Here is a 12868-nt window from a genome sequence, read left to right as displayed (position 1 = left end):
AACTTTCAGTTTCCGGAATAGCAATCATTAACCACCGGGCGTGCCATCTCACTCCAAAGTAGAGCTAATGGGCCGTCATTTTGACGATGATGGGAATGACCGCGATCATCAGCACCACCGGCAAGATGCAGACCACGACCGGCACGGACATCTTGGCCGGCAAGGCATGGGCCTTCTCCTCGGCCAGCGACATGCGCTTGTGGCGCATTTCGTCTGAAAACACCCTGAGCGCGCCCGACAGGCTGGTGCCGAGTTCCTTCGACTGCTGCAGGAGCGTGGCGAAGGAGCGTACCTCGTCCAGGCTGAGGCGATCGGCGAGCGCCTTCAGCGCGTCGTCAAGGCTGCGTCCCGCCCGAAGTTCCAAGCACACGAGCTGCAGGTTCTGGCTGAGCGACGGATAGCTCTTGGCGAGTTCTTTCGAAACGCGCTCGACGCCGGCTTCCATGCTCATGCCGGCGTCCGAACAGACGATCATCAGGTCCATGAAATCGGGGAAGCCGTTGCGGTATTCGCGCATCTTCTCGCGCACCTTCTGGGTCAGCACGAGACCCGGCAAAAAATAGCCGGCGGCCCCCGACAGGATGATGAAGGTCCACCGGCTGGTCATGGTCGCGTCGGGACTGGCCATCCACCGGTTGAGCACGAAGACCGCGAACGTCGTGCCGATCATTGCCGTGAACCGGATGAGGAAGAACATGCCGACGGCGCGCGGCTCCATGTAGCCCGCCTGGATGAGCTTCAGGCGCAGGCGAGCGACATTTTCCGGGTCGCTCTTGGCATAGAATTCCTGCGCCCTCTTTACCGCTTGCTCGCGCACGACGCCGCTATTCTTCTTCTGCACCGGTTCGGGTCTGGCGGCCACCGGACCCTGGTCGACCTTGAGCCGGCGCTTGACGTCGTTGCGGTCGCCCTTCGCCACCACCATCGGCCAGGCGACAGCGGCCGCTCCCGCGGCAAGCAGGAGGACGGCCACCGGCATCAGCGAGGTCGGCGCGAGGGAAGCGAGGAATTCAATGACGCTTTGCATGTCAGAACTTGAAATTCGACATTTTGAACATGATCAGATTGCCCAGCATCAGCCAGCTGACCGAGCCGCCGATCATGTACCATGTCTTCGGCACGCCCCAGACGTCGCTGTAATATCCCGGCATCATGGCCATGATGGCGGTGAACAGCAGCGCCGGTACGGCCGTCAAAATGTAGGCCGAGAGGCGGCCTTCCGTCGAAATGGCCCGCACCTTGCGTCGCAGCTTGCCGCGTTCGCGGATCGTCGTCGACAACCCATCGAGGATTTCGCGCAGATTGCCGCCCGAACTGGTCTGGATCGACACGGCGGTGATGAACAGCGGCAGATCCTCGTGGCCGACCCGGTCGAACAGTGCATTCAGCGCCGTGACCAGGTCGGAACCATAAGTGACTTCGTCGGCAATGACGCCGAATTCCGTGCCGATCGGATCGGGCATCTCGCGCGACACCATGGCGATGGCCACCGGCACCGGATGACCGGCCTTAAGACCGCGCGTGATCAGTTCCAGCGCTTCCGGCAGTTGCATGCCGAAACGCTTCAGCCGGCGCTTGCGCATGGAGCGCATCGCCATGACCGGCAGCAACGGCACCAGCACGACGAACAGGATGAGCCCCATCAGCAGCGGCAGCCCGCGCCAGATCGCGGCCAGGGCAATGGCCGTCGCCACACCGCAGGTGATCGTCAGGAATTTCGAAAGCGGCATCACCATGCCCGACTGCGTGCGCAGGGCACGGAACCGGTCGGGCGAAAACAGCGACGTTCCCGCGTCGAGACCGCGCTCCTTGCGCAGCTGGATCAGCACCTGTTCCTGGCTGATCTTGTTTTCCTGCAGTTTCATGCGCCGGTTGATGGCGGTGCGCTTGTCGCTGCGTCCGGCATAGAGCAGGTAGATCGCCTCGGCCACCATGATGCCGGTCAGTGCGGCTCCGGCATAGACGACATATATCGCGCTGAACCCGTCGAACACGCCGGCTACTCCTGCGGCCGGCCGGGTTCGAAATAACGTCCGGGAAAGTCGATGCCCATGGCGCGCAGATCTTCCAGGAAACGCGGCCGAATGCCGGTCGCCTCGTAGTAGCCAAGGATCTTGCCATCGGCCTCCATGCCGGTGCGCACGAAGCGGAAGATCTCCTGCATCTGGATGACATCGCCTTCCATGCCGGTCACCTCGGCGACGCTCGTCACCTTGCGCTTGCCGTCGGAAAGTCGGGTCAGCTGGACGATGATGTCGATGGCGCTGGCGATCTGGCTGCGGATCGACTGCACCGTCATCGGCATGCCGGTCATGCCCAGCATCTGCTCGAGGCGCGAAATGCAGTCGCGCGGCGTATTGGCGTGGATGGTCGCCATCGAGCCTTCGTGGCCGGTGTTCATGGCCTGCAGCATGTCGAAGGCTTCCTCGCCGCGGCACTCGCCGAGGATGACGCGGTCGGGACGCATGCGCAGCGCGTTCTTGACTAGGTCGCGCTGTTTGAGCTCGCCATGGCCTTCGATGTTCGCGGGACGCGTCTCCATGCGTGCGACATGCGGCTGCTGCAATTGAAGTTCCGCCGCGTCCTCGATGGTGATCAGCCGCTCGTCTTCCGGAATGAACGCCGACAGCGCGTTGAGCATCGTCGTCTTGCCTGTGCCGGTGCCGCCCGAAATGATCGTCGTCTTGCGGGCGTGGACGGCCGCGGCCAGCACTTCGGCCATGTTCTGCGTGATGGCGCCGAATTCGACCAGCCTGTGCAGGCCAAGCTTGTTCTTGGAGAACTTGCGGATCGACACCAGCGGGCCGTCGACGGCCACCGGGCGGATGGCTGCGTTGAATCGCGAGCCGTCCAGCATCCGAGCGTCGACCATCGGTTGCGATTCATCGACGCGGCGACCGACGGCGGCCACGATCTTGTTGACGATTCTGAGCAGATGCGCCTCGTCCTTGAACGGGATATGGACCTGCTGCAGCTTGCCCTTCTTTTCGACGAAGCAGTTCTCATGGCCGTTGATCAGGATATCGTTGATATCGGGATCCTTGAGCAGCGGCTCGAGCGGGCCGAGGCCGACCATCTCGTCGACGATGTCGTCAACCAGCGCGTCGAGTTCGGCGGTGTTGATCGCCATTCGCTCCTGGCGGGTCTTTTCCGATACGAAATCGTGCACTTGCCGGCGCATCTCTTCCTTGGGCAAACGCTCCAGCGCGACGAGATTGATCTCCTCGAGCAGCATCCGGTGGATGCGCACGCGGGCATCGAGCACCTTGTTGGCATTCTTTGCCGGCGCCGCCTCCGCCTTCGCCGGCAAAGCCTTTCGGCTGGTCGGGATGACGACTGCATGATGCGCGACCGGCGTCGATTCAGCAGGGCGCGGACGCGCGTCACGGTTCTGCAGGGTGGAAAAACGGCTGGTCATCCAGCTTTCCTTTTCAAGAGGCCCCTGCCGAAGCCGAACAGCGACTTCGACTTGCCCGCGGTTGCCACCGCCTCTTCCGGAAGGATGATCTTCTTCAGGTCGTTGACGACATTGGCGTTGGGATCGATCTCGTGCAGCGGCACGCCGCGGTCGACCGCCTCGCGCACCAGCCGGTAGTTGTTGGCGATGCCGCCGACAAAATGCTCGCCAAGGATTTCCTGGACGTCCGCCTGCTTGATGCCGTTGTCGAACATCTTCTGCTCGAAACGGTTGACGATCACGTTCGGCTTCACTTCCTTGCCGGCGGTCTCGTAGACGGCCTGGATCAGCCGCTGCGTATGGCGCAGGCACGGCACCGTCATTTCGGCAACGATGTAAAGCTTGTTGGAACCGAGCAGCACAGTTTCCGTCCACGGAAACCAGGTGCGCGGCATGTCGATGACGACATTGTCGAAATAGGCCGAAACGAGGTCCAGCATGCGCACCACGACATCGGTCTTGAATGAGCGCATTTCGGACGGATGCGTCGGCGCCGCCAGCACACACAGTCCGCTGGCGTGCTTGGACAGCATCACATCGAGCAGTTGCCGGTCGAGGCGCTCAGGCTGGTTCTCGATTTCGGTGATGTCGAAACGCGGCTCGAGATCGAGATATTCGGCGCAGGCACCTTGCTGGAAATTGAGGTCGACCACGCAGGTCGAGGCGCCGCGCGTCACCGAATGATGCAGCTGGAACGCGGTCTGCAGTGCCAGTGTAGTGGTGCCGACGCCGCCGGCGGCGGGCATGAAGGTATAGATCTGCGACTCGGTGTTTTCCTCGCGCCCGGGTCCCTGCAGAGCCCGCACGACCGAACGCACGAGGTCTGCCGTGGTGATCGGCTTGACCAGGAAATCGGCGACCTTGAGCTGCACCAGGATGCGCACGGCCGCGGCGTTGAACTCCTGGGTGACCACGACCACCGGTGCCTTGCCCTCGAGCCGGCGCATGACGCGCTGCAGGGACTCGATCTCCTCGAGTTTCGCTGCATCCATGTCGACGATGACAACGCCGAACTCAGCCTCCTGGACCTCGCCGCGCAGCTCGGTGACGTTCTTCTCCACCGTCATGAGCTGGATGATCTCGGAGGCGGCGAAGGCCGTCTTCGTGTCCTGCGCGAAGGTCCGGTCTGTCGATACGAGCAGGATTTTCTTGGTGCTGTTTGCCATTCTCGCCGCCTGTGAGGTCGATCGCCGTCTGGATCAGTTGTCGGTGGTCGTTTGCGCTGCCTTGGCACCGGCCGCCTGATCGGGCGTGACGGGTCCGGCACTGCCGCGCTTGGCAGGCACGAGAAGTTTCGTGTTCTGGACGCCGTACTTCCACGGGTCGACCATCTGCATGACGGTGTTGGCGGCCTGCGCCTCGCCGGCGCCGGACGTCACCCCCTCGCTGCGCACGTAGTCGTCGCTGGTGCAGCCGCTTGCCAGGCCGGCAAGAAGCAGGCCGATGCACGATCTCAGGATCAGACGCATGGCTCAGTCCTTCGGCAGGTCGAGGAAATGACCGACTTTGGTGGCAGGAGCGGCCCGTGCGGCACTGCCGTCGGCCAGCGCCAGCGCGCGGCCCGTATCCGGCGCCTTCACCTCCTCGGTGTTGTTGAGGAAATAGTCGACATTGCTGGCTGGCTCCGTGCCATCGGTCGGCTCAGCCATTTTCTTCGACGGATCGACCGGCTTGACCAGATAGGGCGTGACGATGATGACCAGGTCGGTCTCGCGCCGCTGATAGGATTTCGACGAAAACAGCGCTCCAAGCACCGGCATCTTGCCAAGGCCGGGAATGCGAGACGTGGTAATGTCGTTCTGGGACTGCAAAAGCCCGGCGATCATGAAGCTCTGGCCGTTCTTCAGGTCGACCGAGGTCTTGGCGCGGCGCACGATGAAGCCGGGCACGGAAATGTTGCCGATATTGTAGGACGCCGACGCATCGATCGAGGAGACTTCCGGCGCGATGTCGAGGCTGACCAACCCGTCCTTGAGTACGGTCGGCTTGAAATCCAGGCTAACGCCATATTTCTTGTAGCTGACCGAAATCTTGCCGTTGTCCTCCGAAACCGGGATCGGAAATTCGCCGCCGGCCAGGAAGCTCGCTGTCTCCCCTGAACGCGCGATCAGGTTCGGCTCAGCCAGCCGACGGGCAAGGCCGCGCTCTTCCAGCGCCTTAATGGCAATGTCGATCGAGACGCCGTTCGACAGCAGTCGGCCGATGATCTCGCCGGTCCCCGCCGCTGGGACCGTGCCCGGATCCAGTGAAATGTCGCGACCGCCGAAGCCGTAGGCGAAATTGGCGCTGTATTTCGCGCCCAGGTCCTGCCCTGCCTGGCGGTTGATCTCGACGAACCGGACATTGAGCTGAACCTGCTGCGACGAAGAGATATTGACCGAGTTGATCACTTCCTCATTGCCGGAAAAGCGGCTGGCGATCTTGCTTGCCTTATCCGCTGCAACCGCGTCATCCGCCTCACCCGACAGCACGACACGGCCGTTGGCCGAGCCGACCTTGATCTTGGCGTCCGGCACACTGGCACGGATAGTGTTCGCCAATTGGTCGGTGTCGAGCGTCACCTCGATGTCCACGGTGCCGACGAGCTGCTTGTTCTGGTCGAACAGCGCAATGCCGGTGGTGCCGAGATTGTTGCCCAGCACATAGAAGGATTTGTCGGTCAGCGGGTTGACGTTGGCGATCTCCGGATCACCGATGACGATCTGGTAGAAGGCCGCGCTCGTCATGATCGTCTTGGGCTTGCCCTTGGCAACCTTGATCGACGCATTCTTGGTCGACGAGACATAAACGATGTCGTTGTCCGCCTTCGCCGCTCCGGGCAAGGCAAGCACGCCGCTCGCAGCCAGGGTAAACGCCATCGCCAGGGCGCGCACCAAGCGCGACCGAGCCGTCATTCGATATAGGGTACGCATCAACATTGTCCCGTCCCGCCCGGTCCCCACCGGTCTTTACTTCTGGTCCCGCGTTGGAACCTGATATTCCTCGGCCTGCGTGCCGCGCGTCACGATGATCGTCTTGAATTTCGGCTTCTCCGGCTCCTTCGCTATGGCATCGAACAAGGAGCCGGCCACGGCCTGCGTCTTGGAAGCGACGGATCCGCCGAAGGAAGAGATGGTGGTGACGCCGTTCTTGCCATCGCCGCCTTCGCTGGCGGAGCGAAGCGACAGCGACAGCGTTCCGACGGTGCGGGCAAGCGCCACTTTCTGTGCGCCGTCGCTCGTCACCTCGAGGGTCACGGAATTGGCCACCTGCGGCGTCGTCTGGCGCTCGTCGGCGCCCTGCCCGACGCTGAGCACCTTGGCGTCGGCAACGACGATCTCCGAGGTGATGGTCGAACCGGCAGCCCCTTGCGCGTTCTTGGCGACTTCCTGGATTTCGCCGGCATCGCGCGTCAGCACGACATCGACCCGGTCGCCCGGCGTCACGAAGCCACCGACGCCGGCGATCTCGTCGGTGCGGATGGTGACCGCCCGCATTCCGGGCGTCAGCATGTTGGACAGCGTCGCGCGGCCGTTCGGTCCCGACAGCTTGGCGAGCAGCACCGGCTCGTTGATCTCGATCGGCGACAGCGCGACCCGGCCGCCTTCGCCGAGCAATCCATCGATGGTGGCAAAGGCGCCCTGCGGAAGGGAATCCTGCGGCCACGGGATTTCGCTGAGCTTGGCGCGGTCGAGCTCCATGCCGTAGCGCAACGGCGCGTTCGCCACCACGATGGTCTTGAACTCGATCCTGGGCGCGGCCGGAGCGGCGATCGAGGCCGTTTTCTCCTGGGCATCGGCCTTCGCTTGGCTCTTGACCCAGAAATCCGCGGCAAAGATCGAGATCGCGCCGAAAACGGCGGCGATGCCGATCATCGTTATGGCCTTGCCCCTCACGCCGAAAACCCCTGATGCCCGCCGTTTCTTGTTATGTTGGGCTCACGCTAGGCGGCATTGTTAAAGAATCAGGAATATTGCGCGGCGGCATTTGACCTATTTCCGCCCGCTTGGTTATCGAATGGTTTTAGGGTAAGAGCAGTTAAATCCCCGAACGTAACAGGAACCTCCGTCGCTTGGCGCTGAAAAGCGTGGCAGTATCGACGGGTGATTCGCAGCTTGGACTCTATGGCAGGCATGGACGACAACAACGATCTTTTCGGCAATCTGGAAAAACAGCCGCAGCCGGTTCGCACGCCGGCGCGCCCGGCGGATCCGCTGGTACAGGCGGCCGCCAGGCGTCCAGCCGCAACCAAGGATGGCAGCGAGGGCTACAGCGCCGCCGACATCGAGGTGCTTGAGGGCCTTGAGCCGGTGCGCCGCCGGCCAGGCATGTATATTGGCGGCACCGACGACAAGGCGATGCACCATCTGTTCGCCGAGGTCATCGACAATTCGATGGACGAAGCGGTTGCCGGCCACGCCACCTTCATCGATGTCGAACTCTCCGCCGACGGCCATCTCACGGTCACCGACAATGGCCGCGGCATTCCGGTCGACATGCACCCAAAATTCAAGAAGCCGGCGCTCGAAGTCATCATGACGACGCTGCATTCGGGCGGCAAGTTCGACTCCAAGGTCTACGAGACATCAGGCGGCCTGCACGGCGTTGGCGTCTCCGTCGTCAACGCCCTGTCGGATCATCTTGAGGTCGAGGTGGCACGTGGGCGCCAGCTCTATCGCCAGCGCTTTTCGCGCGGCGTCCCGGTGACCGGACTGGAGCAGCTCGGCGAAGTCCACAACCGGCGCGGCACAAAAATCCGCTTCCATCCCGACGAGCAGATTTTCGGCAAGGGCGCGGCCTTCGAGCCGGCGCGTCTCTACCGCATGACGCGTTCGAAGGCGTACCTGTTTGGCGGCGTCGAGATCCGCTGGACCTGCGATCCCTCCCTCATCAAGGAAAAGGATCAGACACCGGCCAAGGCGGAATTCCATTTCCCAGGCGGCCTCAAGGATTATCTGAAGGCGTCGCTCGGCGACGATTTCCAGGTGACGCGCGAAATCTTCGCCGGCAAGAGCGACAAGCAAGGCGGCCATGGCTCGCTCGAATGGGCGGTCACCTGGTTCGGTGGCGACGGCTTCATCAATTCCTACTGCAACACCATCCCGACCGGTGAAGGCGGCACCCACGAAGCCGGCTTCCGAAACGTGCTGACGCGCGGTCTGCGCGCCTATGCCGACCTCGTCGGCAACAAGCGCGCCTCGATCGTCACCTCGGAAGACGTCATGATTTCGGCCGCCGGCATGCTGTCGGTGTTCATTCGCGAGCCGGAATTCGTCGGCCAGACCAAGGACAGGCTGGCGACGATCGAAGCGATACGCATCGTCGAGACCGCGATCCGCGACCCATTCGACCATTGGCTGGCCGACAATCCGCAGGAAGCCTCGAAGCTGCTCGACTGGGTGATCGCGCGCGCCGACGAACGGGTGCGCCGCCGCCAGGAAAAGGAAGTCTCGCGCAAGAGCGCAGTGCGCAAGCTGCGCTTGCCGGGCAAGCTCGCCGACTGCACGCAGAACGCGGCGGCGGGTGCCGAACTCTTCATCGTCGAAGGCGATTCCGCCGGCGGCTCGGCCAAGCAGGCACGCGATCGTGCCAGCCAGGCCGTCTTGCCGCTGCGCGGAAAAATCCTCAACGTCGCCAGCGCCGGCAATGACAAGCTGGCCGCCAACCAGCAGATATCGGACCTGATCCAGGCGCTCGGCTGCGGCACGCGGTCAAAATACCGTGACGAGGATTTGCGCTACGACCGCGTCATCATCATGACCGACGCCGACGTCGACGGCGCACACATCGCTTCGCTGCTGATCACCTTCTTCTACCAGGAGATGCCGGCGCTGGTGCGCGGCGGCCATCTCTATCTGGCGGTGCCGCCGCTTTACTCGATCAGGCAAGGCGGCAAGGTCGCCTATGCCCGCGACGACGCCCACAAGGACGAGCTTCTGCGCACCGAATTCACCGGGCGCGGCAAGGTCGAGCTTGGCCGCTTCAAGGGCCTGGGCGAAATGATGGCCGCGCAGCTCAAGGAAACCACCATGGATCCAAGGAAGCGCACCTTGCTCAGGGTCGATGTGAACGAAGTCGATTCCGCCACCAAGGACAGGGTCGACGAGCTGATGGGCACCAAACCCGAAGCCCGCTTCCGCTTCATCCAGGAACGCGCCGAATTCGCCGAGACGGAAGTGCTGGATATCTAGCCGCTGGCGCGTTTAGCTTGCGTTCCTGACATGGAGACCAGCATGTGACCTGGGCGCGGCTGAAAACCTATTTCGAGTCGAGCCTGGCCGGGCTGACGCAACCGACACGCTCGGACTGGATTTTCGCGCTGCGCACCGTTTCGGCCGGCATGATCGCATTGCTGGCCGCTTACGCGCTGAAGCTCGACCATCCGCAATGGGCGATGATGACGGTGTTCATCGTCGCCCAGCCGGTTGCCGGCATGGTGCTGGCGAAAGGCTTCTACCGCCTGCTCGGCACGCTGGCCGGCGGTGTCGCGGCAATTGGCATCACCACGGCATTCGGCACCGGCCCCTGGATTCTGGTGACGGTGCTTGCTGTCTGGATTGGCATTTGCACCTTCGTCTCGTCGCTGCTGCGCAATCCCGAAGCCTACGGCGCGGCTCTTGCAGGCTACACCGCAATGATCATCGGCCTGCCCGCTTTCGGACAACCGCATCTGGTCGTAGACCTCGCGGTCGCGCGTTGTGCCGAGATCGTGCTCGGCATCGTCTGCGCCGGCCTGACCAGCCGACTGATCCTGCCAAAACTGGCCAGCGACGCCATCGTCTCGCGGCTGAAACGCTGCATTCTCGACCTCGCCACCTATGCCGGCGGTGCGTTTTCAGGCGGCGACCGGGCAACGCTGATCGGCCTGCACCGGAAGCTTGTCGCCGATACCCAGACGCTTGGCGAGATGCGCGCCTATGCCAGGCTCGAAGCGCCGAGCTTCGCGCCGCGCGCGCATCCGGTGCGGCGCACCATCGGACAACTGCTTTCGGCACTTTCGGCGGCGCGCGCGCTCTATTCGCATGCCGCTCCCAAAAACGCCGCCCTCATCCCGGTACGCTCGGAACTGCAGGCCCTTGTCAGCGAACTGGCAGCCAAGCCGGGAGCGCTGGACGATACCTCATCCTGGGTGGCGCGGCTCGACGCGATCTCGATCAGGGCCAGGCAAATGCCCGACGCCTCGATCGAGCCGGGTGAGGACAGGGTCGGCACCATTACCCGCCTTACCATAGCGGCCGATTTCGCCGAGGCGCTGAAACAGGTGCTGCGTGGCCTCGATGCCTTGCGCGCGCCGGTCACGCGCCGTCCAGGTCCCGGCAGCCAGCAGCCGGCCCTGGTGGTGCATCGCGACTATCCCGGTGCTGCGCGCAACGCCATCCGCGCGGCCGTTGCCACGCTGCTGGTGGCGGCTTTCTGGCTGACGACGAAGTGGTCGGAGGCGGCCGGCACCGTCATCCTCGTTGCCGTCGTGTCGAGCCTGTTTGCCGCTCGCCCCGACCCCGTGCAAGTATCCTGGGGATTCTTCAAGGGAACGCTGCTCGCTTTGCCTTTTGCCTTTCTCGTCGGGCAGGTTGCGCTCCCTGCTCTGCCCGGCTTCGGCTGGTTCATGCTGTTCGTCGTGCCGATCATGGTGCCGGCGGCACTCGCCATGGCCAATCCGCGCTATGTCGGCGTGGCGACGGCCTTCGCCATCAACTTCCTGGCCTTCCTCAGCCCACATCAGGCGATGACCTATGATCCCGGCCCCTTCTTCGCCGGCTCGGCATCGATCCTGGTCGGCATCCTCTTGGCCATCGGCGTCTTCATCGTCGTATTGCCGGCCGATCCATGGCTCGCGGCCGACCGCATCGTGCGGGCCATGCGGGAGGATCTGGCGCGGCTTTGCCTGCATGAGCGCGTGCCGAGGCGCTCAGCCTTCGAGAGCCTCGCTTACGACCGGGTCAATCAGTTGATGCCGCTGGTGCAGAATTCCGGCAGGAAGGGCGAGGCGGTGCTGGGCGGCGGCGTCGCTTCCGTCACGGTCGGCCTGGAAATCCTGCGGCTGCGCACGGCCAGCCAAAACCATGCCCTCCCATCGGAAACGACGCTTTCAATCGCCACCTTCCTGAGGGGACTGGCGCGCGAGCTGCTTTTCCGAGCCCCTGGGGATCCGCAAACAGCGACCATTGCCGTCGCCCGGCAGTATGCGGCAGGCATCGCCCAGCGAAACGCCACCGGCGACATGCTGCAGATCGCGGCGTCCCTGCGCATCATCGCCGCGGCGATGGAAGATTTCCCGGATTTCTTCGCGAGGGAGAAAACCTAGGCAGCGGCGATCGCCAGTGCATGGCCGCGTGCGTTCTCACGCAGGGCGTCTAGGTGGATCGATTTGATCAATGCGGCAAGATCGCCTTCGGCGGATTGCCCGCCTAATTCCTTGAGCATCAGCCAACTGACTTCCTGCACGCCAGCAACGCGCTTGCCGTTGGCGACCTCGCGCCAGATCTTCAGGGCGCGCAGGATGACGGCATGCGTGGCGGCAGCCATGCCGGCGCTGCGGAACAGCGCCTGCAGGGCCACGTCGTGCCCGCCGGCCAGCAGCGCCCTCACCCGTGGTTCGGACTGTTGGCTGAGCGCCACCAGCGCCGAGCCGAAGAAATCGACCTTGCCGTGCGCGATGGTGCGGATCAGGAAGCTCGCGGTCAGATCGCCGCGCAGCCTGAGATGCTCGATCAGCGCCGCGTGCTCTTCTTGGCGCGTGCCCTCGATCAGCGTCACCGAGGCCTTGACGCAAGCATCGCGCATGACCCTGTCGGCACGCGCGGCTCCCATCAATGCCATGACCAGCGGCGATGTCTTCAATGTCTCGCCGAGCTTGACGAGCAGCATATGCCGGCAATCGGCAGGCAGCCTGATATCCGATATCAACGCCTCGCGCACCAGAGGCAGATGCCCGTGACGTTGCGCCATGCGCCTGAAGCTGAGTGACGCGATGTCGGCGCCGCTATTGGCCAAAAGCACGGCGCAGGCCTCCGCCTCGCCGACCTCGGCGATGGCCGCCGAAAGCGCCATCGAGACGGAAGGCCGGTCGGCGATCAGCTTCTGCGTTGCCTTCTGGCTCGCCGCCACACGATTGATCAAATCGGCGTCGGTGAGCAGCGGCGAGCGCGCCAGCACGACACCGGCGACCTCCGGCTGATCGGCGGCAAGCGCACTGATGATCTGCAACGGCGCGTGATGGCTCATCGAGAACGCTTCCGCCATCGCCAGCCGCACTTTCGACGAGGCGTCGTCGAGCAGCAGCGTCAGCGCGGCCTCGGCGGCGCAGCGATCCTCGAACGGCAATTCGCAATTGACATAGGCTCGGGCCAGCGCATGAGCGGCGGCGGCGCGCTCCGAAACCCTGGCCGTGTAGATCCATTTCAGGAAATGCGAAACAACTACCATGCCCGT

Annotated in this window: 10 protein-coding genes; 2 read left to right on the top strand and 8 right to left on the bottom strand. The window is 63.6% G+C overall.

Annotated features, from left to right (window positions below):
• Positions 1-64: 64 nt before the first annotated feature.
• From LB571_RS25305 to cpaB, 7 genes are read right to left on the bottom strand one after another with little or no spacing between them, the layout of a single operon-like run.
• The gene (locus LB571_RS25305) at positions 65-1027 is read right to left on the bottom strand and encodes a type II secretion system F family protein (RefSeq protein ID WP_015317598.1); all 963 of its coding nucleotides are present in this window, start codon (positions 1025-1027) and stop codon (positions 65-67) included.
• Between the two features lies 1 nt (position 1028).
• Complete coding sequence (locus tag LB571_RS25300) at positions 1029-1994, bottom strand: type II secretion system F family protein (RefSeq protein WP_224598898.1); 966 nt, start codon at positions 1992-1994, stop codon at positions 1029-1031.
• Between the two features lie 5 nt (positions 1995-1999).
• Positions 2000-3418, bottom strand: coding sequence for a CpaF family protein (locus LB571_RS25295; protein WP_224598896.1), 1419 nt, complete (start codon positions 3416-3418; stop codon positions 2000-2002).
• Positions 3415-4623 carry a CpaE family protein gene (locus LB571_RS25290; protein WP_140616153.1) on the bottom strand — a complete coding sequence of 403 codons (1209 nt, stop codon included), beginning with the start codon at positions 4621-4623 and terminating at the stop codon, positions 3415-3417. Before LB571_RS25290 ends, LB571_RS25295 begins: the two co-directional genes overlap by 4 nt.
• A gap of 33 nt (positions 4624-4656) precedes the next feature.
• Positions 4657-4926 carry a hypothetical protein gene (locus LB571_RS25285; RefSeq protein ID WP_140661160.1) on the bottom strand — a complete coding sequence of 90 codons (270 nt, stop codon included), beginning with the start codon at positions 4924-4926 and terminating at the stop codon, positions 4657-4659.
• 3 nt (positions 4927-4929) lie between these two features.
• The gene (locus LB571_RS25280; protein ID WP_140873673.1) at positions 4930-6375 is read right to left on the bottom strand and encodes a type II and III secretion system protein family protein; all 1446 of its coding nucleotides are present in this window, start codon (positions 6373-6375) and stop codon (positions 4930-4932) included.
• Between the two features lie 30 nt (positions 6376-6405).
• Entirely contained in the window at positions 6406-7332 is a 927-nt protein-coding gene (cpaB, locus tag LB571_RS25275) for a Flp pilus assembly protein CpaB (RefSeq protein ID WP_245262879.1), read from the bottom strand.
• A 237-nt stretch (positions 7333-7569) separates the two neighbouring features.
• Between cpaB and parE the strand changes: the two genes are divergently transcribed.
• Complete coding sequence (parE, locus tag LB571_RS25270) at positions 7570-9627, top strand: DNA topoisomerase IV subunit B (protein ID WP_015317591.1); 2058 nt, start codon at positions 7570-7572, stop codon at positions 9625-9627.
• A gap of 44 nt (positions 9628-9671) precedes the next feature.
• A complete protein-coding gene (locus LB571_RS25265) occupies positions 9672-11741 on the top strand; it encodes an FUSC family protein (protein ID WP_140661158.1) in 2070 nt (689 codons plus the stop codon).
• On the opposite strand, the gene LB571_RS25260 is transcribed toward LB571_RS25265, so the two are convergent.
• Positions 11738-12862, bottom strand: coding sequence for a DUF2336 domain-containing protein (locus tag LB571_RS25260; protein WP_140616143.1), 1125 nt, complete (start codon positions 12860-12862; stop codon positions 11738-11740). The two genes, LB571_RS25265 and LB571_RS25260, sit on opposite strands and share 4 nt — an antisense overlap.
• Between the last annotated feature and the right edge of the window lie 6 nt (positions 12863-12868).

Source organism: Mesorhizobium sp. BR1-1-4, from assembly GCF_020165375.1.
Lineage (GTDB): Bacteria > Pseudomonadota > Alphaproteobacteria > Rhizobiales > Rhizobiaceae > Mesorhizobium > Mesorhizobium australicum.
Note: the sequence above shows the minus strand (reverse complement) of the source record. Positions and strands in the feature narration are given on the sequence as shown.

Coding starts and splice junctions, on each gene's coding strand:
- LB571_RS25305 (WP_015317598.1), bottom strand. CDS start 1,027: ATGCAAAGCGTCATTGAATTCCTCGCTTCCCTCGCGCCGACCTCGCTG.
- LB571_RS25295 (WP_224598896.1), bottom strand. CDS start 3,418: ATGACCAGCCGTTTTTCCACCCTGCAGAACCGTGACGCGCGTCCGCGC.
- LB571_RS25290 (WP_140616153.1), bottom strand. CDS start 4,623: ATGGCAAACAGCACCAAGAAAATCCTGCTCGTATCGACAGACCGGACC.
- LB571_RS25285 (WP_140661160.1), bottom strand. CDS start 4,926: ATGCGTCTGATCCTGAGATCGTGCATCGGCCTGCTTCTTGCCGGCCTG.
- LB571_RS25280 (WP_140873673.1), bottom strand. CDS start 6,375: ATGTTGATGCGTACCCTATATCGAATGACGGCTCGGTCGCGCTTGGTG.
- parE (WP_015317591.1), top strand. CDS start 7,570: ATGGACGACAACAACGATCTTTTCGGCAATCTGGAAAAACAGCCGCAG.
- LB571_RS25260 (WP_140616143.1), bottom strand. CDS start 12,862: ATGGTAGTTGTTTCGCATTTCCTGAAATGGATCTACACGGCCAGGGTT.